General features: G+C 64.7%; 18 protein-coding genes. 17 read left to right on the forward strand and 1 reads right to left on the reverse strand.

Translation table 11 applies throughout. The annotated features are described in order from the left end of the window. Positions 1-289 precede the first annotated feature (289 nt). From gltB to gspM, 16 genes are all read left to right on the forward strand, one after another. A complete protein-coding gene (gltB, locus tag V5F23_RS02085; RefSeq protein WP_042731562.1) occupies positions 290-4,738 on the forward strand; it encodes a glutamate synthase large subunit in 4,449 nt (1,482 codons plus the stop codon). 33 nt (positions 4,739-4,771) lie between these two features. Beyond that, a complete protein-coding gene (locus V5F23_RS02090; protein ID WP_338497433.1) occupies positions 4,772-6,190 on the forward strand; it encodes an FAD-dependent oxidoreductase in 1,419 nt (472 codons plus the stop codon). Between the two features lie 246 nt (positions 6,191-6,436). Next, positions 6,437-7,504: a uroporphyrinogen decarboxylase gene (gene hemE, locus V5F23_RS02095; protein WP_047736129.1), complete on the forward strand. Its 1,068-nt coding sequence runs from the start codon at positions 6,437-6,439 to the stop codon at positions 7,502-7,504. A 336-nt stretch (positions 7,505-7,840) separates the two neighbouring features. Beyond that, complete coding sequence (gene gbpA, locus V5F23_RS02100) at positions 7,841-9,307, forward strand: N-acetylglucosamine-binding protein GbpA (protein ID WP_042731565.1); 1,467 nt, start codon at positions 7,841-7,843, stop codon at positions 9,305-9,307. Between the two features lie 64 nt (positions 9,308-9,371). Next, the gene (locus tag V5F23_RS02105) at positions 9,372-9,923 is read left to right on the forward strand and encodes a cytochrome b/b6 domain-containing protein (protein WP_311197327.1); all 552 of its coding nucleotides are present in this window, start codon (positions 9,372-9,374) and stop codon (positions 9,921-9,923) included. After that, positions 9,920-10,441, forward strand: coding sequence for a type II secretion system protein N (locus V5F23_RS02110; protein WP_212803301.1), 522 nt, complete (start codon positions 9,920-9,922; stop codon positions 10,439-10,441). The genes V5F23_RS02105 and V5F23_RS02110 overlap by 4 nt, the downstream gene beginning before the upstream one ends. 8 nt (positions 10,442-10,449) lie before the next feature. Beyond that, entirely contained in the window at positions 10,450-12,366 is a 1,917-nt protein-coding gene (gspD, locus tag V5F23_RS02115; RefSeq protein WP_042731802.1) for a type II secretion system secretin GspD, read from the forward strand. After that, positions 12,363-13,835: a type II secretion system ATPase GspE gene (gspE, locus tag V5F23_RS02120; RefSeq protein ID WP_042731801.1), complete on the forward strand. Its 1,473-nt coding sequence runs from the start codon at positions 12,363-12,365 to the stop codon at positions 13,833-13,835. Before gspD ends, gspE begins: the two co-directional genes overlap by 4 nt. A 4-nt stretch (positions 13,836-13,839) precedes the next feature. Further along, positions 13,840-15,048 (forward strand): type II secretion system inner membrane protein GspF, encoded by a 1,209-nt coding sequence (gene gspF, locus V5F23_RS02125; protein WP_042731800.1) that lies wholly within the window; start codon positions 13,840-13,842, stop codon positions 15,046-15,048. Positions 15,049-15,051: 3 nt separating this feature from the next. Next, positions 15,052-15,507 carry a type II secretion system major pseudopilin GspG gene (gspG, locus tag V5F23_RS02130; RefSeq protein WP_042731799.1) on the forward strand — a complete coding sequence of 152 codons (456 nt, stop codon included), beginning with the start codon at positions 15,052-15,054 and terminating at the stop codon, positions 15,505-15,507. A gap of 2 nt (positions 15,508-15,509) precedes the next feature. Further along, the gene (gspH, locus tag V5F23_RS02135; RefSeq protein WP_338497443.1) at positions 15,510-15,977 is read left to right on the forward strand and encodes a type II secretion system minor pseudopilin GspH; all 468 of its coding nucleotides are present in this window, start codon (positions 15,510-15,512) and stop codon (positions 15,975-15,977) included. Beyond that, a complete protein-coding gene (gene gspI, locus V5F23_RS02140) occupies positions 15,970-16,356 on the forward strand; it encodes a type II secretion system minor pseudopilin GspI (RefSeq protein ID WP_042731797.1) in 387 nt (128 codons plus the stop codon). Before gspH ends, gspI begins: the two co-directional genes overlap by 8 nt. Further along, on the forward strand, positions 16,349-16,882 hold the full coding sequence (locus V5F23_RS02145; RefSeq protein WP_042731796.1) for a type II secretion system protein GspJ: 534 nt from the start codon (positions 16,349-16,351) through the stop codon (positions 16,880-16,882). The genes gspI and V5F23_RS02145 overlap by 8 nt, the downstream gene beginning before the upstream one ends. Beyond that, complete coding sequence (locus V5F23_RS02150) at positions 16,879-17,724, forward strand: type II secretion system protein GspK (RefSeq protein ID WP_042731795.1); 846 nt, start codon at positions 16,879-16,881, stop codon at positions 17,722-17,724. The genes V5F23_RS02145 and V5F23_RS02150 overlap by 4 nt, the downstream gene beginning before the upstream one ends. Beyond that, positions 17,724-18,830 (forward strand): type II secretion system protein GspL, encoded by a 1,107-nt coding sequence (gene gspL / locus V5F23_RS02155; protein WP_042731794.1) that lies wholly within the window; start codon positions 17,724-17,726, stop codon positions 18,828-18,830. Before V5F23_RS02150 ends, gspL begins: the two co-directional genes overlap by 1 nt. Then, positions 18,827-19,276, forward strand: a complete 450-nt coding sequence (gene gspM, locus V5F23_RS02160; RefSeq protein WP_042731793.1) for a type II secretion system protein GspM — start codon at positions 18,827-18,829, stop codon at positions 19,274-19,276. Before gspL ends, gspM begins: the two co-directional genes overlap by 4 nt. Before the next feature lie 162 nt (positions 19,277-19,438). Here gspM and V5F23_RS02165 read toward each other — a convergent pair whose 3' ends face one another. Further along, complete coding sequence (locus V5F23_RS02165; RefSeq protein WP_212803304.1) at positions 19,439-20,614, reverse strand: MFS transporter; 1,176 nt, start codon at positions 20,612-20,614, stop codon at positions 19,439-19,441. A gap of 221 nt (positions 20,615-20,835) precedes the next feature. Here V5F23_RS02165 and V5F23_RS02170 point away from each other — a divergent pair, with 221 nt between their 5' ends. Next, the gene (locus V5F23_RS02170; RefSeq protein ID WP_042727944.1) at positions 20,836-21,741 is read left to right on the forward strand and encodes a LysR family transcriptional regulator; all 906 of its coding nucleotides are present in this window, start codon (positions 20,836-20,838) and stop codon (positions 21,739-21,741) included. Positions 21,742-21,784: the final 43 nt, after the last annotated feature.

A 21,784-nucleotide genomic window follows, 5' to 3' on the forward strand; every position in this document is an offset into this window, starting at 1 on the left:
CGACCTTTCGGGCCGCGCGCCTTGTGGTGTCTGCGTCACAGTAGCGTTTGAGTCGTCGCGGTCGGAACCCAAAAAAGTTTTGACTAGCACAGCATATAGCTTTAAACCTTTCACAAATGCGACATGAATTTGCGACAGTTCGTCCTCAAATTTGTGGGGCTTCGTGTCGGTGTGTACAATGACCTCCCTTTTGCCCCCGCAAAGCTGGCGTACGTTCGGCGCGGCATGCAACTGGTTGAATTGAAAAGAAATTTGCCTCGATTAGAGGCAGCCTGGTGAGAAAGTGTCTATGAAAGCAGGTCTGTACCAACCAGATGAATTCAAGGATAACTGCGGTTTCGGCCTGATAGCCCATATGCAGGGCGAGCCCAGCCATACCCTTTTGCAAACGGCCATTGAGGCCCTGACCTGCATGACCCACCGCGGTGGGATCAACGCCGACGGCAAGACCGGTGACGGTTGCGGCTTGCTGATTCAAAAGCCTGATGAGTTCCTGCGTGCCATTGCCCAGGAAACGTTTGGCGTGACCCTGCCCAAGCAATACGCCGTGGGCATGGTGTTCTTCAACCAGGATCCGGTGAAGGCACAGGCTGCTCGCGAGAACATGAACCGCGAGATCCTGGCCGCCGGCCTGCAACTGGTTGGCTGGCGCAAAGTGCCGATCGACACCAGCGTCCTCGGCCGCCTGGCCCTGGAGCGCCTGCCGCAGATCGAACAGGTGTTCATCGCCGGCGATGGCCTGAGCGACCAAGAAATGTCGATCAAGCTGTTCAGCTCCCGTCGTCGCTCGTCCGTGGCCAATGCCGCCGACACCGATCACTACATCTGCAGCTTTTCCCACAAGACCATCATCTACAAAGGCCTGATGATGCCGGCGGACCTTACCGCCTTCTATCCGGACCTGAGCGACGAGCGCCTGAAAACCGCGATCTGCGTGTTCCACCAGCGCTTCTCCACCAACACCTTGCCGAAATGGCCGCTGGCCCAGCCATTCCGCTTCCTCGCCCACAACGGCGAGATCAACACCATCACCGGCAACCGCAACTGGGCCCTGGCCCGTCGCACCAAGTTCGCCAACGACCTGATGCCGGACCTCGAAGAGCTCGGCCCGCTGGTCAACCGCGTCGGTTCCGACTCCTCCAGCATGGACAACATGCTGGAACTGATGGTGACCGGTGGCATCGACCTGTTCCGCGGCGTGCGCATGCTGGTGCCGCCGGCGTGGCAGAACGTCGAGACCATGGACCCGGACCTGCGGGCCTTCTACGAATACAACTCCATGCACATGGAACCGTGGGACGGCCCGGCCGGGATCGTCATGACCGACGGTCGCTACGCCGTGTGCCTGTTGGACCGTAACGGCCTGCGCCCGGCGCGCTGGGTCACCACCACCAACGGTTTCATCACCCTGGCATCGGAAATCGGCGTCTGGAACTACCAGCCGGCGGACGTTATCGCCAAGGGCCGCGTGGGCCCGGGCCAGATCTTCGCCGTGGACACCGAGACCGGCCAGATCCTCGACACCGACGCCATCGACAACCGGCTCAAGTCCCGTCATCCGTACAAGCAATGGCTGCGCAAGAATGCCCTGCGCATCCAGGCGACCATGGAAGACAACGACCATGGTTCGGCGTTCTACGACGTCGACCAGCTCAAGCAATACATGAAGATGTACCAGGTGACGTTCGAAGAGCGTGACCAGGTGCTGCGTCCGTTGGGCGAGCAGGGCTACGAAGCGGTCGGTTCCATGGGTGACGACACGCCGATGGCCGTGCTGTCGCAGCGCGTGCGTACGCCGTACGATTATTTCCGCCAGCAGTTCGCCCAGGTCACCAACCCGCCGATCGACCCGCTGCGTGAAGCGATCGTGATGTCGTTGGAAATCTGCCTGGGCGCCGAGCGCAACATCTTCCAGGAATCGCCGGAGCACGCGTCGCGCGTGATCCTCAGCTCGCCGGTCATTTCCCCGGCCAAATGGCGCTCGCTGACCAACCTCGACCGTCCGGGCTTCGAGCGTCAGGTCATCGACCTGAACTACGACGAAAGCATCGGCCTCGAAGCGGCGATCCGCAATGTGGCCGACCAGGCTGAAGAAGCCGCGCGTGCCGGGCGCACCCAGATCGTGCTGAGCGACCGTCACATCGCTCCGGGCAAATTGCCGATCCACGCCTCGCTGGCGACCGGCGCGGTGCACCATCGCCTGACCGAAAAAGGCCTGCGCTGCGACTCCAACATCCTGGTGGAAACCGCCACCGCCCGCGACCCGCATCACTTCGCGGTGCTGATCGGCTTCGGTGCCTCGGCGGTGTACCCGTTCCTGGCCTACGAAGTGCTGGGCGACCTGATCCGGACCGGTGAAGTACTGGGCGACCTCTACGAGGTGTTCAAGAACTACCGCCGCGGCATCACCAAGGGCCTGCTCAAGATCCTCTCGAAGATGGGCATCTCGACCATCGCGTCGTACCGTGGCGCGCAATTGTTCGAAGCCATCGGCCTGTCCGAAGAAGTCTGCGAACTGAGCTTCCGTGGCGTACCAAGCCGCATCAAGGGCGCACGCTTCGTCGACATCGAGGCCGAACAGAAAGCCCTTGCGGCCGAAGCCTGGAGCCCGCGCAAGCCGATCCAGCAGGGCGGCCTGCTGAAGTTCGTCCACGGCGGCGAATACCACGCCTACAACCCGGACGTGGTCAACACCCTGCAAGCGGCCGTGCAACAGGGCGACTACAGCAAGTTCAAGGAATACACCGCACTGGTGGACAACCGTCCGGTGTCGATGATCCGCGACCTGCTCAAGGTCAAGACGCTCGAGGCGCCGCTGGACGTCAGCGAAGTGGAGCCACTGGAATCGGTGCTCAAGCGCTTCGACTCCGCCGGTATTTCCCTGGGCGCCCTGTCTCCGGAAGCGCACGAAGCCCTGGCTGAAGCCATGAACCGCCTCGGTGCGCGTTCCAACTCCGGCGAAGGCGGCGAAGACCCGGCGCGCTACGGCACCCTTAAGAGTTCGAAAATCAAGCAGGTCGCCACCGGCCGTTTCGGTGTGACACCCGAATACCTGGTCAACGCCGAAGTGCTGCAGATCAAGGTGGCCCAGGGCGCCAAGCCCGGCGAAGGCGGCCAGCTGCCCGGCGGCAAGGTCAACGGCCTGATCGCCAAGCTGCGCTACGCGGTGCCTGGCGTGACCCTGATCTCGCCGCCACCGCACCACGACATCTACTCGATCGAAGACCTGTCGCAACTGATCTTCGACCTCAAGCAGGTGAACCCGCAGGCGCTGGTTTCGGTGAAACTGGTGGCGGAAGCCGGCGTGGGCACCATCGCCGCTGGCGTGGCCAAGGCCTATGCCGACCTGATCACCATCTCCGGCTACGATGGCGGCACCGGCGCATCGCCGCTGACCTCGATCAAGTACGCTGGCGCGCCATGGGAGCTGGGCCTGGCCGAAACTCACCAGACCCTGCGCGGCAACGACTTGCGCGGCAAGGTCCGGGTGCAGACCGATGGCGGCCTGAAAACCGGCCTGGACGTGATCAAGGCCGCGATCCTCGGCGCCGAGAGCTTCGGCTTCGGCACCGCGCCGATGATCGCCCTGGGTTGCAAATACCTGCGCATCTGCCACCTGAACAACTGCGCCACCGGCGTGGCGACCCAGAACGACAAGCTGCGCAAGGACCACTACATCGGCACCGTCGACATGGTGGTGAACTTCTTCACCTACGTGGCCGAAGAAACCCGTGAGTGGCTGGCGAAGCTGGGCGTGCGCTCGCTTGAGGAACTGATCGGTCGTACCGACCTGCTGGAAGTGATCGAAGGCCAGACCGCCAAGCAGCATCACCTGGACCTGAGCCCGTTGCTGGGCAGCGACCTCATCCCGGCGGACAAGCCTCAGTTCTGCCAGGTCGATCGCAACCCGCCGTTCGACAAGGGTGAGTTGGCCGAGAAAATGGTCGAGATGGCCGCTTCGGCGATCAACGACCTGAGCGGTGCCGAATTCGCCCTGGATATCTGCAACTGCGACCGTTCCATCGGCGCGCGGATCTCCGGCGAAATTGCCCGCAAGCACGGCAACCAGGGCATGGCCAAGGCACCGGTGACCTTCCGCTTCAAGGGCACCGCCGGCCAGAGTTTCGGCGTCTGGAACGCCGGCGGCCTGAACATGTACCTCGAAGGCGACGCCAACGACTACGTGGGCAAGGGCATGACCGGCGGCAAGCTGGTCATCGTTCCGCCCAAGGGCAGCGTCTACCGGACCCAGGACAGTGCCATCATCGGCAACACCTGCCTGTACGGCGCCACGGGAGGCAAGCTGTTCGCCGCCGGCACCGCGGGCGAGCGCTTCGCCGTGCGTAACTCCGGTGCCCACACCGTGGTGGAAGGCACCGGGGATCACTGCTGCGAGTACATGACCGGCGGTTTCGTCTGCGTACTGGGCAAGACCGGTTACAACTTCGGCTCTGGCATGACCGGTGGTTTCGCCTACGTGCTCGACCAGGACAACACCTTCGTTGACCGGGTCAACCACGAACTGGTGGAAATCCAGCGGATCAGCGGCGAGGCGATGGAAGCCTACCGCAGCCACCTGCAACGCGTACTGGACGAGTACGTCGAGGAAACCGACAGCGAGTGGGGTCGTGAACTCGCCGAGAACCTCGATGACTACGTGCGCCGCTTCTGGCTGGTCAAGCCGAAGGCTGCCAACCTGAAGTCGTTGCTTTCCAGCACCCGTGCCAACCCGCAGTGATATGCGCCTGAAGAGTTTGATGAGGTTTTAACAATGGCTGAACGTCTGAATAACGACTTCCAGTTCATCGATGTCGGGCGCAAGGATCCGAAGAAGAAACTGTTGCGTCAACGCAAGAAAGAGTTCGTGGAAATCTACGAGCCTTTCAAACCCCAGCAGTCGGCCGACCAGGCCCACCGCTGCCTGGGTTGCGGTAACCCGTACTGCGAATGGAAGTGCCCGGTGCACAACTTCATTCCCAACTGGCTGAAGCTGGTGGCCGAGGGCAACATACTCCAGGCCGCCGAGCTGTCGCACCAGACCAACACCCTGCCGGAAGTCTGCGGCCGGGTGTGCCCGCAGGACCGCCTGTGCGAGGGTGCCTGCACCCTGAACGACGGTTTTGGCGCGGTGACCATCGGTTCGGTGGAGAAGTACATCACCGACACTGCGTTCGCCATGGGCTGGCGCCCGGACATGTCCAAGGTCAAGCCGACCGGCAAGCGCGTGGCCATCATCGGCGCGGGCCCGGCGGGCCTGGGGTGTGCCGACGTGCTGGTGCGCGGCGGGGTAACCCCCGTGGTGTTCGACAAGAACCCGGAAATCGGCGGCCTGCTGACCTTCGGCATTCCCGAGTTCAAGCTGGAAAAGACCGTGCTGAGCAATCGTCGCGAAGTCTTCACCGGCATGGGCATCGAGTTCCGCCTGAACACCGAGGTGGGCAAGGACGTGACCATGGAGCAACTGCTGGCCGAGTACGATGCGGTCTTCATGGGCATGGGCACCTACACCTACATGAAGGGCGGCTTTGCCGGCGAGGACCTGCCGGGCGTGTACGACGCGCTGGATTTCCTGATCGCCAACGTCAACCGCAACCTGGGCTTTGAAAAGTCGCCGGAAGACTTCGTCGACATGAAGGGCAAGAAGGTCGTGGTACTGGGTGGCGGCGACACGGCGATGGACTGTAACCGCACGTCGATTCGTCAAGGCGCCAAGTCGGTGACCTGCGCCTACCGTCGTGACGAGGCCAACATGCCCGGCTCGCGCAAAGAGGTGAAGAACGCCAAGGAAGAAGGCGTGAAATTCCTCTATAACCGCCAGCCGATTGCGATTGTCGGCGAAGACAAGGTCGAAGGCGTGAAGGTGGTCGAGACCCGTCTCGGCGAACCCGACGCCCGCGGTCGCCGCAGCCCCGAGCCGATCCCCGGATCCGAAGAAATCATCCCGGCCGACGCCGTGGTCATCGCCTTCGGCTTCCGTCCGAGCCCGGCGCCGTGGTTCGAGCAGTTCAGCATCCAGACCGACAGCCAGGGCCGGGTCATGGCGCCGGAGCAAGGCCAGTACAAGCACCAGACCAGCAACCCGAAGATCTTCGCCGGTGGCGACATGGTCCGTGGTTCCGACCTGGTGGTGACGGCGATCTTCGAAGGCCGTAATGCGGCTGAAGGGATCCTGGATTACCTGCAAGTCTGACCTCGGGTTGGCGTACAGTTAAACCTGTGGGAGCGGGCTTGCTCGCGAATACGGTGTATCAGTTGACAGAAATGTTGCCTGACTCACCGCATTCGCGAGCAAGCCCGCTCCCACAGTCGCTCTGTGGTGTAGGGAATACCAAGTCCACCGCGACAAATTGACCCGATAGACAAAAGGCTGACCTGCATCCGTGCCTTTTGCGTCGCGCTCTGAGAAAATGCCCGCACTTTTTTTCCGGATGCCGACATGACTGCCCTGAAGAACGACCGTTTCCTTCGCGCCCTGCTCAAGCAACCCGTAGACGTCACCCCGGTGTGGATGATGCGCCAGGCGGGTCGCTACCTGCCGGAGTACCGCGCCAGTCGCGCCAAGGCCGGCGACTTCATGAGCCTGTGCATGAACCCGCAGTTCGCCTGCGAAGTCACGTTGCAACCGCTGGACCGTTACCCGCAGCTGGACGCGGCGATCCTGTTCTCCGACATCCTCACCATTCCCGATGCCATGGGCCAGGGCCTGTACTTCGAGACCGGCGAAGGCCCGCGCTTCAAGAAAGTCGTCAGCACCCTGGCCGACATCGAAGCGCTGCCGATTCCCGACCCGCAGAAAGACCTGGGCTACGTCATGGACGCGGTCAGCACCATTCGCCGTGAACTCAACGGCCGTGTGCCGCTGATCGGTTTCTCCGGCAGCCCGTGGACCCTGGCCACCTACATGGTCGAAGGCGGTTCGTCGAAGGACTTCCGCAAGACCAAGGCCATGCTCTACGACAACCCGCAAGCCATGCACCTGCTGCTGGATAAACTGGCGCAGTCGGTGACGTCCTACCTCAATGGCCAGATCCTGGCCGGCGCGCAAGCGGTGCAGATCTTCGACACCTGGGGCGGCAACCTGTCGGCGGCGGCTTACCAGGAGTTCTCCCTGGCCTACATGCGCAAGATCGTCAGCGGCCTGATCCGCGAGCACGAGGGCCGCAAGGTCCCGGTGATCCTGTTTACCAAGAACGGCGGCCTGTGGCTGGAAAGCATCGCCGATGTTGGCGCCGATGCCCTTGGCCTGGACTGGACCTGCGACATCGGCAACGCCCGTGAGCGCGTCGGTCACAAGGTCGCCCTGCAAGGCAACATGGACCCGACCGTGCTGTATGCCAAGCCCGAGGCCATCCGTGCCGAAGTCGCACGTATCCTCGCCAGCTACGGCAGCGGCAGTGGCCACGTGTTCAACCTCGGCCATGGCATCACCCCGGAAGTCGATCCGGAACACGCCGGTGCCTTCCTGAGGGCGGTGCACGAGTTGTCGGCGCAATACCACCCGTAACAGTTGCAACGTTGACCCCAGCCTGTCCGGACCCGTGTCGGACAGGCTTTTTATTGCCCGTTGTTTATCCACTCAACATCAAACTCATTCACGTCTGATGTTTCTGTTTGTTTATGTTGGGTGGCTGTTTCTATGGGTAAGAGATTTCTTTTGTCATGTAAGGGGAAATCGATTCAGAGATCATTCCTTCCCCCTTGGGAGATTTGCCCTACATAGCGAGGTTTCGATTTTCTATAAGGTTTCGGCGCTTGCGAGGTGCGGCGCCAAACGATCCGGCGTGCCTTTCAAGATGACGGTTATACGTCTTTAAATCTCGATGACTAGTCTGGAACTTATATGAAAAACAATTTCAAAACGCGCAGCACATTAACGGGGTGTGCGTCGTCATTGGTTCTATTGTCGGCACTGGCCGCGTCCCAGGGCGTACTTGCCCACGGTTTTCTTGAAGTACCGCCTTCGCGTGCATTTTTGTGCCAGAAAGGTGAAAACAATCATTGTGGTGGCGCGCAATACGAACCTCACAGCACCGGTGAGACGTTCAAGGGTTTCCCGAATGGCGCAGGCGGTGGTCCGCTGCAAGGCCCCATCGACGGCAAGATCGCCAGCGGCGGCAATTCGCTGTTTTCCGCCCTGGATGCGCAGTCTGCTTCTCGCTGGCAACTGACCGAAATCAGGGATCGGGAGATCGACTTCCAATGGCAATACTCCGCCCCGCACCCGGCGACCAAGCACGAATATTTCATCACTCGCGACGGCTGGAACCCGAACGAGCCGCTCAAGCGTGCGTCGTTCGACAGCGCTCCATTCTGCACGATCGATGGCGCTCATCAGGTTCCAGTGAGTGGCACCAAGCACCACTGTGTGATTCCCGACAGCAAGTCGGGGCATCACGTCATCCTCGCGGTGTGGACGGTGGGCGATACCGACAACGCGTTCTACAACCCGGCGGATGTGAACATCCTCGCCGAAGCGGCATTGCCGGGCGGCTGGTCGCCGGTGGGCAGCATCGCGCCGTCGACCTCGCTGCTGGCGGGTGACAAGGTCAAGGCCCGAGCCTTTTCCGCGACCGGCGAAAACCCGCAGTACAGCGTCGAGATCAGCATCGACAACGCTGAAGAAGGCAAGCCTGAGAACTGGTCGTTCAAACTGGCCGAAGCCATCAACCAGGCCCATGCCCAGATTCGTGCCGGTATCCGCGATGAGGACGGCAACATCACGCCAGTCCAGGGCACCAACAAGCTGTACGCCCAGAAAGAAAGCGGCGTGAGCCGTTACGAAGTGCAACTGGACATGAAGGAAGACGCCAGCGCGAGCATGGCCATCGCGGGCTTGCAGCCGGAGTACGTCCTCGACAACGGGCGGGTCGGCATGACGTTCGCTGCGCAGACCAACCGCAGGATGAACGTCGAAGCCACGTTGTTCGACGAGAACAACAAGCAGGTCGGTGTCGTGAGCCAGACCGTTGGCGAAGGCAACACCGAGCTGCGTATCGACGTGCGCAGCGCGCCGGGCGCCCACACCCTGACGCTGGTGGGCACCACCGAAGACGGCCGGACCACTCGCCAGCAGACCCAGCCTGTCACCCTCGGCGGTGAAGGCGCGGGCATCGAGTACGACTTCGTCTTCCCGGAAGGCCTCAGTGACTACGCCGCCGGCACGAAAGTGCTGCAGCCGAAAACCGATGAAGTCTTCGAATGCAAGCCGTTCCCGGCCTCCGGCTACTGCAAGCAGTACACGCCGACGGCCAACGGTTTCGAGCCGGGTGTCGGTGCTTCCTGGCAAAGCGCCTGGGACAAGCTGTAAGTCCCGACAGGCATGGCCCCAGGCAATCCGGATGGGCTGCCTGGGGCCTTCAAGCGAGAACGCGATGATGCATTCCTCTCATTACTGTGCACGGCGGGTGCTGCTGCACTGGCTGTCCGCGGTCATCATTCTATGGGCGTTGGTGTCGGGCTTTTACGTGGCGTATTACCCGGTGTCGGCGGCCACCGAACATTGGGTCGGCTCGCTCAATGTGTCGCTGACCACGCTGTTCATCCCGTTGTTTGCCTGGCGCCTCTGGCTGTTTGTCGGCGCGCTGCAAACCCGGGAACCGACGCCTTCGGCGATCCACCGGCTGGCCCTGGCGGTGCATGCCTCGATCTACCTGGTCATCGGCGTCGTGCTGGTGACCGGGGTACTGATGATGAAAAGCGCCATCAGTGTGTTCGGGCTTTTCCAGCTCCCTCAGCCGCTGGACGATCCGGCGCTGATCGACTGGGCGAACGCGGCCCATGTCGTGTCCTGCGCGGTGTTGTCGCTGCTCATCGTGCTGCATCTTTGCGCCGTGGCCTGGCATGAATTTTCCGGGCGTCGGGTGGTGCGGCGCATGTCCTTTGCACGGCAGCCGGACGCGCCCGTGCAGCGGTCGCCGCGGTGAGCCTTGCCCGTTGGGCCGGCAGCCGTTCAGCGACGGCCTTGCTGGTGCTCGTGCCGCTGCTGTACGCAGGCTGGCTGGTGGAGCGCGAGTGGCGTTTTCGCCAGGCGCTGGGTCGGGATATGCCGGTGGTGGCTGCCGCGCCGGCCACTCGCGGCTTGCCCAACGTGCAGGCGGTGGCGACCGTGCTTGGCCTGGCCCCCGAAGGTGCCCACGCAGCCAGCGCGGAACCGATGACGTTGCAGGCCAGCTTCGTGGTCGACCAGGGCCTGTCGCGGGCGTTGCTGGCGGATGCGGCGGGGCCGCGCATCTACCAGGTGGGCGAACGCTTGCCCGGTGGCAGCGTGTTGCGCCGGGTCGAACCCGGCCACGTGATGTTGTGGCGCAACGGGCGCGAAGAACGCCTGGCCCTGCAACCGGCGACCCCGCCGCTGTTGCGCCAGGTGGCTGCCGAACCGCCGCGCCAGGCCACGCTGCCTTCCTCGCAATACCTACGCCCGGTCGTCGGGCAAACAGAGTGATCGAATTGATGAACAGTTTTATCCGGGGCCCCGTATCGCGCGTCCTGTTCTGCCTTGCCGTGTGCGGCCCGCTGGCCTTTGCCGGCTCATTGCGGGCCGAGGAAACCCATTGGCAACTGGCGATGAACAATGCCGAATTGCGTGACGTGGTCGAGGAAATCTCGGCAATCCTGGGCAAGACCGTGGTGCTTGATCCCAGAGTGTCCGGGCGCATTACCGTCATGTCGCGCCAGGCACTGGACCGCGAAGGCGTGCGCCGGTTGTTCTATTCGGTGCTCGATGCACACAACTTCACGGTGATCGATGAAGGTGAGCGGATCCTGATCACCCCGGTCGCCGAGGCCAAGACCCGGGCCGGCGCCAGCGACGCCAACAGCGCCACGCCATCGCAATTCGTGACCCGGGTCCTGGACTTGCATTCGAGCATTGCCGCCGATGTCGCCGGGTTGGTCCGGCCGCTGGTGTCGGTCAATGGCTACGTCGGGCCTTCGGTTTCCTCCAACGCGCTGGTGGTCACCGACACCGCCGCCAACGTCCAGCGCATTGCCGGGGTCGTGGCGCAGTTGGACGCCGGGCGTAACCGCAATCACGTGGTGCTGCCCCTGCGCCATGCCCAGGCCGTGGACATCGCGCCGGTAATGGAAGCCGCCACCGGCAAGCGCGACGGCGACACGGCGGGCCTGGTGATTGCCGACGCGCGCAGCAATCGCCTGGTGATCATCGGCGCGCCGGCGGTGCGCCAGCGCCTGGCGGACCTGGCCCGGACCCTCGACGTGCCAGCGGCCGCCTCCCAGGGCAACGCGCGGGTCATCCGCCTGCGCCACAGCGATGCCAAGCAACTGGCCCAGGTGCTGGAAGCGGTCGGCCAGGACCGGAAAACCACGCCCGCTCTGGCCGGCCAGCGGGAAAGCGCCGTCAACGGTGGCTTCATGATCAAGGCCGACGAAAGCCAGAACGCCTTGGTGCTGCTCGCCGAGCCGGCCCAGGTGCGCACGGTGGAAAACATCGTCCGGGAACTGGATCAACCGCGCGCCCAGGTGCTCATCCACGCGGCCATCGTCGAGATCACCGGGGACATCGCTGAGGCCCTGGGGGTGCAATGGGGCCTCAAGAGCGGCAGTGCCACAGGCTTCATCAATTTTCCCGGCACCAAGGTGCCGATCTTCGGCGGGCTGGATGCCGATGCACTGAAAAGCGCGCCAGAAGGCGCGGTCCTGCAGTTGGGGAGTGATCGCTTCGGCGCACTGGTCTCGGCATTGGCGAGCAATACCCACAGCAACCTGCTGTCCACGCCCAGCCTGTTGACCCTGGATAACCAGGAGGCGGAAATCATCGTCGGCCAGAACGTCCCCTTCAAGACGGGCTCCTACGCCACCAGCGGCAACGGCGCCGACAACCCGTTCACCACCGTGGAGCGCAAGGACGTCGGCATCAGCCTCAAGGTCAAGCCGTACATCAACGAAGGTTCCACCCTGCGCCTGGAGGTCCAGCAGGAAGTCTCGGACATCGCCCCCTCGGTCACCGGCGTGGACTCATCCGACCTGATCACCAACAAGCGCGCCTTGAAGAGCACGATCCTGGCGGACGACGGCGAGATCATCGTCATTGGCGGGCTGATCCGCGACAGCGTACGTACCGAGGAAAGCGGCGTGCCGTTGCTGCGCAGCATTCCGTACCTGGGCGCGCTGTTTCGCTGGACCCGCGACACCCAGACCAAAAGCAACCTGATGGTCTTCCTGCGTCCCACCATCGTGCGTAACAACGAAGACCTGGCCGATGTCAGCCGGCAGCGCTACGACGCGTTGCGTGAGCTGAGCAAGCCCGGCTCGCGGCAGAACAATTCGCTGTTGCTGCCCCGGGACGCGCGCCAGTTGTTCGAGGCGTCGGAGACGGCCGCGGGCACCGCGCAGGCGGGTGACTTGTGAGTGACCCGCAGGCCGTGTTGCCCTTTGGTTTCGCCAGGCGCTTCGGCGTGCTGCTGGAAGGCGCGGGGCCGACCTTGAGCCTGGTGATGCGCCGCGATGCGGCGCTGACCGCGATTGCCGAAGTGCGGCGCCTGTGTGGTCGGGAATTGCCGATCCAGGTGCTTGAGCCCGCACTGTTCGCGGTGCGCCTGGCCAGTGTCTACCGCCAGGGCCAGAGCGCCGCCGAGCAGGTTGCCCAAGGCCTGGACGAAGAACTGGACCTGCTCAGCCTGGCCGACCAGGTGCCACAGACCACCGACCTGCTGGAGCAACAGGGCGATGCGCCGATCATCCGGCTGATCAATGCCTTGCTCAGCGAGGCGGTTCGCGAGCACGCCTCGGACGTGCACCTGGAGACGTTCGAGCAATACCTGTCGGTGCGCATGCGCATCGACGGTCAGTTGCAGGAAATGCTGCGCCCGCGCCGGGAGCTGGCGAGCCTGCTGGTGTCGCGGATCAAGGTCATGGCCCGGTTGGACATCGCCGAGAAACGTGTGCCCCAGGACGGACGCATCGCCTTGCGCCTGGCCGGGCACGAAGTCGATGTGCGGGTCTCGACCCTGCCCTCGGCCCACGGCGAGCGCGTGGTGCTGCGCCTGCTCGACAAGCAGGCCGGACGCCTGGACGTGCTGCGCCTGGGCCTGCCCGACGACACCCTGGCGAGCCTGCGGCAATTGCTCGGCAAGCCCCATGGCATCGTGTTGGTCACCGGCCCCACCGGGTCGGGGAAAACCACCAGCCTGTACGCCGCGTTGAGCAGCCTCAACGACCAGAGCCGCAACATCCTCACCGTCGAAGACCCGATCGAATATCACCTGCCGGGCATCGGCCAGATGCCGGTCAACCCGAAGGTCGACATGACCTTCGCCCGTGGCTTGCGGGCGATCCTGCGCCAGGACCCGGACGTGGTGATGGTTGGCGAAATACGCGACCGCGAGACCGCCGAAATTGCCGTCCAGGCCTCCCTGACCGGGCACCTGGTGCTCTCCACGCTGCACACCAACACCGCCGTCGGTGCGGTCACGCGGCTGGTGGACATGGGGGTGGACGCCTACCTGCTGGCATCGTCCCTGGCCGGCATCGTCGCCCAGCGCTTGCTGCGCAGGTTATGCCCGTCCTGCAAGGTGCCCTACGTGGCCGATGCCGCCACCTGCCAGCGCCTGGGGCTGGCTGCAACGGCCGCGCCCCGGCTGTTCAAGGCCCGGGGCTGCGAGCAATGCCAGAAAGGCTATCGCGGCCGTTTCGGTATCTATGAGCTGGTGACGGTGAGCAGCCCGTTTTCGCAACTGATTCACCAGGGCGCCACCGAGCAAGCGCTGGCGAGTGAGGCGCGCAAGACCTCCCGCAGCTTGTTCCAGGACGGCCGCCAACGGGTCCTGGAAGGCCTGACCAGCGTCGATGAACTGCTGCGCGTCACCCAGGAGGATTAGCCCGATGCCGACCTTCGATTATCGGGCCGAAGATGCCCAGGGCCGACGCTGCAAGGGCCGAGTGGAGGCTGACAGCGCCCGTCAGGCCCGGCAGTTGTTGCGCGAACGCGGCTTGCTGCCCTGGGAACTGCACGAAGGCGGGGAACGGCGAACCTTGCGCAGCCGTTATGCCGGATCGCGCTTGAGCCCGGCCGAGCTGGCCTTGCTGACATTGCAACTGTCCACCTTGATCCAGGCCGGCCTGCCCCTTGAAGAGTCGCTGGCGGCGGTGGCGCAACAGAACCAGAAACGTCGTGTTGTCCAACTGCTGTCGGCGGTGCGTGGCCGGGTGATGGAAGGGCATGCGCTGGCGACGGCCCTGCGGGCGTTTCCCCAGGCGTTTCCCGAGCTGTTCTGCGCCACGGTGGCGGCGGGCGAGCAGTCCGGTCATCTCGGCCAGGTGCTGGAGCAACTGGCGAGCTACACCCAGGCGCGCCAGGCGTCGCGCCAGCGCATTCAACTGGCGTTGGTGTACCCGCTGATCCTGCTGCTGGCCTGCGTCGCGATCGTCGCCTTCCTGCTGGGCTACGTGGTGCCGGACGTGGTGAAGATCTTCATCGACAGCGGCCAGCCGCTGCCCTGGCTGACCCAGGCGCTGATCGCCGTGAGCGATGGCTTGCGCCGCCACGGCCTGTGGCTGTTCGCGGCGTTGCTCGGGCTCGTGGCGGTGTGGCGCTGGAGCTTGCGTCAACCGGCGTGGCGCCTGCGCTGGCATCGGTTGCTGTTGCGGCTGCCGTTGTTGGGCGAGGTGTTGCGGGCGATGGAAGCGGCGCGGTTCGCCAGCACCCTGGCGATCCTCAGTAAGAGCGCGGTGCCCCTGGTTGACGCCTTGCACATTGCCGCGCAGGTCATCGGCAACCTGACGATTCGCGCGCGCATTGCCGACGTCGCCCGCTCGGTCCGCGAGGGTGGGACGCTGACCCGCGGCCTGGAACGCGGCGGCGATATCCCGCCGCTGATGCTGCACATGATCGCCAGCGGCGAGCGGGCCGGTGAGCTCGACAGCATGCTGGCCCGCGCCGCCGAGCAACAGGAAGCCAGCCTCGCGGCGCGGATTGCCCTGGTGGTGAGCCTTTTCGAACCGGCCATGTTGGTGTTGATGGGCGGCGTCGTGCTGCTGATCGTCATGGCCATCCTCCTGCCTATCTTGAGCCTCAACCAATTGGTGAATTGACCCATGCACTCTCCAGACAACCGAGCGGTACCTCTTCAACGTGGCTTCACCCTGATTGAAATCATGGTGGTGGTGGTCATCATCGGCGTGCTCGGCGCCATCGTGGTGCCGCAGTTCATGAGCCGCCCCGACCAGGCCAAGGCCACGGCGGCGCGGACCGACATCCAGGCCATCGCCACGGCGCTGGAAATGTACCGGCTCGACAACTTCCAGTACCCCTCGACCCAACAGGGCCTCGAAGCGCTGAGCAAGCGTCCGGGAGGCACGCCCGCGCCGCGGAACTGGAACCCCCAGGGGTATCTGAAGAGCCTGCCGATCGATCCGTGGGGCACGCCTTACCAGTACCTCAGTCCGGGCCTCAGGTCGTTGGACGGCAGCTATGACCTGTATTCGCTGGGCGCCGATGGCGCACCGGGTGGCGATGGGCTGGCGGCCGACATCGGCAACTGGACCGAATGAACATGCGCGCCCGTGACCGGGGTTTTACCCTGCTGGAACTGATGGTGGTCGTCGTCCTGATCGCGATCGCGGCCGGCATGGTCAGCCTCGCCGTGGGCCCGAACCCGGCCAGGGAAGCGCGGCAGCAAGCCGGGGCGTTCATCCGGGTGGTGCAGCAGTTGCGCGAGCGGGCGGTGCTGGAGAGCGAGGAATATGGACTGCGCATCCACAAGCACGGTTATCAGGCGCTGCGCCTCGACGCCCAGGGCTGGACCGCGGTGGCGACCTTGCAACGCTTGCCGCAGCCACTGTCCCTTGGCCTGGAGCAGGACGGCCACGCCGTGGTCCTCGATGACACGTCGGGCGCGCCGCAGTTGCTGATGCTCAGCAGCGATGAAATCAGCCCGTTTCGCCTGTCTGTCCAGGTCGCCGGCCAGCGCTTGTCCGCGGTGTCGAGCGATGGCCTGTCGGAGCCCTCGATCGATGAGTAAGGCGAGCAGGCTGGCGGTCGATAGCCGCGGCTTCACCCTGCTGGAAGTCATGATCGCCTTGGCGATTTTTGCCACGGTGTCGGCAGCGGTGCTTTCGGCCAGCCAGTTCGTGCTCAAGCAGGGCGCCGGGCTGGAGGAGCGGCTGTTCGGCGCGTGGCTGGCGGACAATCAGTTGAGCGAGCTGCGCCTGCACCCGACCCCGGCGCCTGGGCAGCAACGGCTGGACCTGCGCCTGGGGCGTCGCGACTGGACGCTGCAACAGCGTATCGCCGCGGCCCATGATCCGCGCCTGCTCCAGGTCGAGATCCAGGTCAGCCGAGCCGGCAGTCCGGCGGTTGTGCACCGCACCCTGGGGTGGATCCGCCAGCGTGATGAATAGACAGTCGGGTTTCACCTTGTTGGAACTGGTCATCGCCATTGCCATTTTCGCCTTGCTCGGCCTGGCCAGTTGGCGGCTGTTCGACGGCGTCGTGCGAGCCCAGCAAGGCGCCGGTCATCACGAGCGAGACATCCGCGCCTTGCAACGGGCCGTGGGGGTGATCGAGCGCGATGCCTGGCAGGCCGTCCTTGGCTCGGTCGTGCTCGCGCCGACGGGCCTGCAATTGCAGCGCAGCCATTGGCGCAACCCACAGGATCTGCCGCGCAGCGAGCGGCAGGCGGTGGCTTATCGACTCGAAGACCGCGTGCTGTGGCGCGACAGTCGCGCAGAAGGCAGCACCGTTGTGCAGCAGCAGAAATTGCTCGACGAGGTGCGCGGCCTGAGCTGGCGGGTGTTCGATCCGCAGCGCGGCTGGCGCAGCGAAACCGTGCGTGAGGTCGCGCCGCTGGCACTGGAACTGGTGGTGTCGACCGGGCGTTTCGAACAGGTCCGTCGGGTGCTGCTGTTGCCGGGAGCGTTGCCGTGAGTCGACAGCGAGGGGTAGCGCTGATCAGCGTGCTGCTGGTGCTGAGCCTGGCGTTGCTGGTGATCGGTGGCATGTTGCACAGCCATCGCCTGTTGTTGCACAGCAGCGCTCAGCCGCTGCAACAGGTCCAGCTGCGCCAGCTCGGGCTGGCCGGGGAAGCCTGGGCGCAGGCGGTGCTGCAAGAGAGCGTGGCCGCGTCGTCCGGGGTCGTTGACCTGAGCCAGGACTGGGCGCGGCGCGAACCGGCCTGGGCGCTGGACGACGCCCAGGTCCACGTCGCGATCGAGGATTTGTCTGCGCGGCTGAACCTCACCCCGTTGTTGGCCCAGGGGCAAGTCGACCAGGTGACCCTGGGGCGATGGGCCCGATTGCTTGCCTTGCTGGATCTGCCGTCGATGTCGTTGCCTCAGGTCGGAGTGGTGCACGAGTTGAGCCAACTGCGCCTGTTGCCTGGCATCGATGGCCCGATGCTGCGGCGCCTGGCGCCTTGGGTGGTGCTGCTGCCCAAGGAGGCCCGGCTGAACGTCAACACCGCGCCGCCGCTGTTGCTGATGACCCTCGACGGCATGGAGGACGAGCCGGCCAGGGCGTTGGCCCAGCGCCGCCGGCAAACGCCCTACGCCAGTGTGCAGGCGTTTACCAATGATCCGCTGGTGACCGGCCTGGGCCTCAGCAGCCATGGCCTGGGCGTGACCAGTCGCTGGTTCCGCATCACCGTGAGCGTGACCCGCGCCGGCAACCGTCTGCGCCTGGCCTCGGACCTCGAGCGTGATGCCACGACCGGACGCTGGACCGTGCGCCAGCGTCGTTTCTTACCCTTCAGCCCTGGTGAGCTCCCCTGATGAAAACCTGGCTTTACCTGACCGCCGAAGGCCTGGGCGCGCCCTCTGCCAACTGGCCCTGCTGCATATGGTCGCCGACGGGCGAGCGACGCTGCTTGCCCCTGCACGAAGCGGCCCGTGAACTGCTCGGGCGTGAGGTCGTCGTGCTGTTGCCGATGGAACTGTGCAGTTGGGTGCGCAGCGACCCCTGGCCCTCTCGCCGCCCGCCGCGACCCCAGGCGTTGGCATTCGCCATCGAAGAGCAACTGAGTGAAAACCTGGAAGTGCTGCACATCGCCGTCGGCGCCCGGGACCGGCAGCACCGTTACCCGCTGCTGGTGACGCAACGGGACCGGTTCCGGGCGTTACTGGCCTTGCTCGACGAACAGGGTGTCGCCGTGCGGGCGGTGCACGTCGATGCCGACCTGTTGGCCGGTGACCAGGCGTTTGGCGTGCGCTGGTTCGGCCGCTGGTTGCTGGGCGGCGCGCTGGCGGCACGGGTGGCATTGTCGGGCCCGGCCCTGACGGTGCTCAAGCCGAGTCTTGGCGAGGACATCCACTGGCTGGACGAGGCCCGCGACCGTCCGGGCATCGATGAGTGGTTGCTGAGCGCGGGCGGACACCCCGTTGACTTGTTGCAAGGCGAGTTCCGGCGCCGCCGCCAGCGCTTGCCATGGCGCGGTGCGATGGCCGCGGCGCTGGGTGTGTTGGTGCTGAGCTGGGTGTTCAGCGAAGCCCGCGTGCGCTTTCTGGAAGGCGAAACGCGACGGCTGTACAGCCAAAGCGAGCAGCGGTTCCGGGCGCTGTACCCCGGACAAAGCCGCATCGTCGACCTGGCCGCGCAGTTCCAGGCCATGCAGGGGCGCGGCGGACAGGACCAGGACACCCAGGTGGCGCGCCTGGTTCATCTGGTGGAGCGTGTCGTCGGCGCCAGTCATGTCGAGGTGCAGCGCATCGACTTTCGCGCAGGCGAGGGCTGGAAGCTCCAACTGACGGCCAACAGTTTTGTCGAGCTGGAACAACTGCGCGAACGCGGCCAACAGAACGGTCTGCCCCTGATCCTGGGCAGTGCGAGCAAACAAGGCAATCGCGTGCAGGCCATCCTGACGCTGGAGAACGGTGGATGAACGTCAAGGCACTACAGAGGCTGAAACAAGCCTGGGCAGGCGTGTCGCGCCGTGAGCAAGGGTTGTTGCTGGGGACGGCCGGGCTGGTGCTGGTGACCGTGGGCTACACCTCGATCGGGCGCCCCATGGCGCAACGGCTTGAAGTCGCCGAGCGGCAGTACCGCCAACAGGCCGAACTGAGCGTGCGGATCCAGCGCGCGGCACCGGCCCGGGACACCGCGGACCGACCCTTGTCGGTGCGCGTCAATGACAGCGCCACGGCGGCAGGGCTAGACATCGCCGAGATGGAGGTCGATGGCGATGCGCTGCGACTCATGGTCACCGGTGACGCCAACCCATTGCTGCACTGGCTGGACCGCCACGAACGCGACGGCGCGGTGCTGCACGCGCTGACCCTGGAGGTGCGGGGGAAGGTGTTGGAGGCGCGGGTGGTGTTGGCACAATGATTGGTTGGAAAGAGGCGCCTGTGGCGAGGGGATTTATCCCCGTTCGAGTGCGAAGCGCTCGCCATTGGACTGCACTGCGGCGTAGAAACCGAGGCCGCTTCGCAGCCTGACGGGGATAAATCCCCTCGCCACAGGGACTGGGCCGATCCTGGCGGTGTCTGTCTAAACCGCCAGGTTACCTGGCAACACCGGCAACTTCGCCAGCTTCACCGCCACCCACAAGGCCACCACCAGCAACGCGCCGATGAACAGGCCGACCCCGTTCCAACCCCCCACGTGCCAGGCCACGCCGCCCGCCGTGCCGGCCACGCTCGACCCGGCGTAATAGCTGAACAGGTAAAGCGAGGAGGCCTGCCCCTTGGCGGTGAGGGCGCGGCGGCCGATCCAACTGCTGGCGACCGAATGCGCGCCGAAGAAGCCGAAGGTGAACACCAGCATGCCCGGGATCACCAGCATCAGCGACGTGGCCATCGTCAGTGCGAGGCCGGCCAGCATCAGCGCGATGGTTGCCCAGAGCATCTTGCGCCGCCCCAGCTTGTCCGCCAGCGCGCCGACTTTTGCCGAGCTGTAGATACCCGACAGGTACACCACCGACAGCAGTCCGACGAAGGCCTGGTCCAGGTGATAAGGCTCGGCCAGCAGGCGGTAGCCGATGTAGTTGAACAGGGTCACGAAGGCGCCCATCAGGACGAAGGCTTCAAGGAACAGCAGCGGCAGGCCGGCGTCACGAAAGTGCTGGGTGAAGCCGTCGAGCAGGCTGCGCGGGTGCAGCGAGCGGGGCCGGAAATTGCGCGACTCCGGCAGGATCCGCCAGAAGACCGCCGCGGCGATCAGGGCCAGGCCGCCAATCACCAGCATCGCGGTGTGCCAACTGACGAAGTCGATCAGCACGCCGGTGATCAAGCGTCCGCTCATGCCACCGATGGCATTGCCGGCGATGTACAGCCCCATCGCCAGGCCGATGTGCTTGGGGTGGATCTCTTCGCTCAGGTACGTCATCGCCACCGCGGCCAGCCCGCTCAGCGACAGCCCCACCAGCGCACGCAGCAGCAGGACGCCGTGCCAGGTCGGCATCATGGCGCTGGCTAGGGTGCACAGGGCGGCGGCGAACAGGGCGGCGACCATCACCGGCTTGCGGCCGATGCGGTCGGAAATCGGGCCGGTGATCAACAGGCCGATGGCGAGCAGGCCGGTCGCCACCGAAAGGATCAGGCTGCTTTGCGCCGCGTTGACGGCAAACTCCTTGGACAACAACGGCATCATCGGCTGCACGCAGTACAACAGGGCGAACGTCGCGAAGCCGCCGCAAAACAGCGCCAGCACCGTGCGCATGAACATCGGCGTGCCTTTCTCGATGTAGATGTCCTTCAGTTCAGTGACGACGTCATCCTGTACGCGGGGGGGAATTTCATGGGCCAGTGGCGCGACAGCAGTTTTCACGGTGGACCTCGCAGGAGCACGATCAGGCAGGCAGTGAAAAAAGCATATAGCCGGCTAATGTTTCTATCCAATATATTGTTCGACCTGTTTAAGACGTTTTGCGACTTGTTAGGTGGACCATGGAACTGCGTCACCTGCGTTACTTCATCGCCGTGGCCGAAGAACTGCATTTCGGCCGTGCCGCCTTGGCCCTCGGCATCTCCCAACCACCCCTGAGCCAGCAGATCCAGGCGCTGGAGCAGGAAGTCGGTGCGCGTTTGTTCGAGCGCACCAATCGCCGGGTCGAGTTGAGCGAGGCCGGCCGATTGTTCCTCGACGAGGCGCGGCGGGTGCTGGCCCAGGTCGACAAGGCCGCCGACGTGGCCCGTCGCGCGCAGTTAGGCGAGCTGGGCGAACTGAAGATCGGCTTCACCTCCTCGGCGCCGTTCAACTCGACGATCCCCCAGGCGCTGTTCACGTTCCGCCAGCGCTTTCCCGCCGTGCACCTGAACCTGCGGGAAATGAGCAGCACCCAGGTGGCCGACGGTTTGATGGAGGGGGAGATCGAGGTGGGCATCATGCGACCGTTGCCGCTGCCCGAGTCCCTGAGCGAGATCGAACTCAGCCGCGAGCCGCTGGTGGCCGTGCTCAGCTCCAAGCACCCGCTGGCCCAGGGCAGCGATGCCGGGCTGTTCCTGTCGGCGCTGGCCCAGGAGCCGTTCGTGTTCTTTCCTCGCAGCTACGGCAGCGGTCTCTACGCGCAATTGCTGAGCCTGGCCCGCGACGCCGGTTTCAGCCCGCACTTCGCCCAGGAAGCCGGCGAGGCGATGACCATCATCGGTCTGGTGGCAGCGGGGCTGGGCGTTTCGGTCTTGCCCGCCTCCTACCAGCGCATGCGCATTGACGGCGTCGTCTACCGCCCGCTGCTCGATCCGGCGGCGGTGTCGGCGGTGTGGCTGGTGCAACGCAAGGACCAGCGCTCGCCGATGGCGCGGGCGTTCGTGGCGTTGTTATGTGGCGATGCTGACAGCGGCCAGGCCCGCTAGAGCAAGTAAAGTCGACGGCCGTGGCGAGGCAGCAAGCTCCCTC

Origin of the sequence: Pseudomonas sp. WP18, from assembly GCF_036689585.1 — a bacterium.
GTDB classification, from domain to species: Bacteria; Pseudomonadota; Gammaproteobacteria; order Pseudomonadales; family Pseudomonadaceae; genus Aquipseudomonas; species Aquipseudomonas chlororaphis_E.

Bases quoted from the DNA above. Each gene is read 5' to 3' on its own strand.
- gltB (WP_042731562.1), top strand. From the start codon at position 290: ATGAAAGCAGGTCTGTACCAACCAGATGAATTCAAGGATAACTGCGGT.
- V5F23_RS02090 (WP_338497433.1), top strand. From the start codon at position 4,772: ATGGCTGAACGTCTGAATAACGACTTCCAGTTCATCGATGTCGGGCGC.
- hemE (WP_047736129.1), top strand. From the start codon at position 6,437: ATGACTGCCCTGAAGAACGACCGTTTCCTTCGCGCCCTGCTCAAGCAA.
- gbpA (WP_042731565.1), top strand. From the start codon at position 7,841: ATGAAAAACAATTTCAAAACGCGCAGCACATTAACGGGGTGTGCGTCG.
- V5F23_RS02105 (WP_311197327.1), top strand. From the start codon at position 9,372: ATGATGCATTCCTCTCATTACTGTGCACGGCGGGTGCTGCTGCACTGG.
- gspD (WP_042731802.1), top strand. From the start codon at position 10,450: ATGAACAGTTTTATCCGGGGCCCCGTATCGCGCGTCCTGTTCTGCCTT.
- gspF (WP_042731800.1), top strand. From the start codon at position 13,840: ATGCCGACCTTCGATTATCGGGCCGAAGATGCCCAGGGCCGACGCTGC.
- gspG (WP_042731799.1), top strand. From the start codon at position 15,052: ATGCACTCTCCAGACAACCGAGCGGTACCTCTTCAACGTGGCTTCACC.
- gspH (WP_338497443.1), top strand. From the start codon at position 15,510: ATGCGCGCCCGTGACCGGGGTTTTACCCTGCTGGAACTGATGGTGGTC.
- gspI (WP_042731797.1), top strand. From the start codon at position 15,970: ATGAGTAAGGCGAGCAGGCTGGCGGTCGATAGCCGCGGCTTCACCCTG.
- V5F23_RS02145 (WP_042731796.1), top strand. From the start codon at position 16,349: ATGAATAGACAGTCGGGTTTCACCTTGTTGGAACTGGTCATCGCCATT.
- gspL (WP_042731794.1), top strand. From the start codon at position 17,724: ATGAAAACCTGGCTTTACCTGACCGCCGAAGGCCTGGGCGCGCCCTCT.
- gspM (WP_042731793.1), top strand. From the start codon at position 18,827: ATGAACGTCAAGGCACTACAGAGGCTGAAACAAGCCTGGGCAGGCGTG.
- V5F23_RS02165 (WP_212803304.1), bottom strand. From the start codon at position 20,614: ATGTTCATGCGCACGGTGCTGGCGCTGTTTTGCGGCGGCTTCGCGACG.
- V5F23_RS02170 (WP_042727944.1), top strand. From the start codon at position 20,836: ATGGAACTGCGTCACCTGCGTTACTTCATCGCCGTGGCCGAAGAACTG.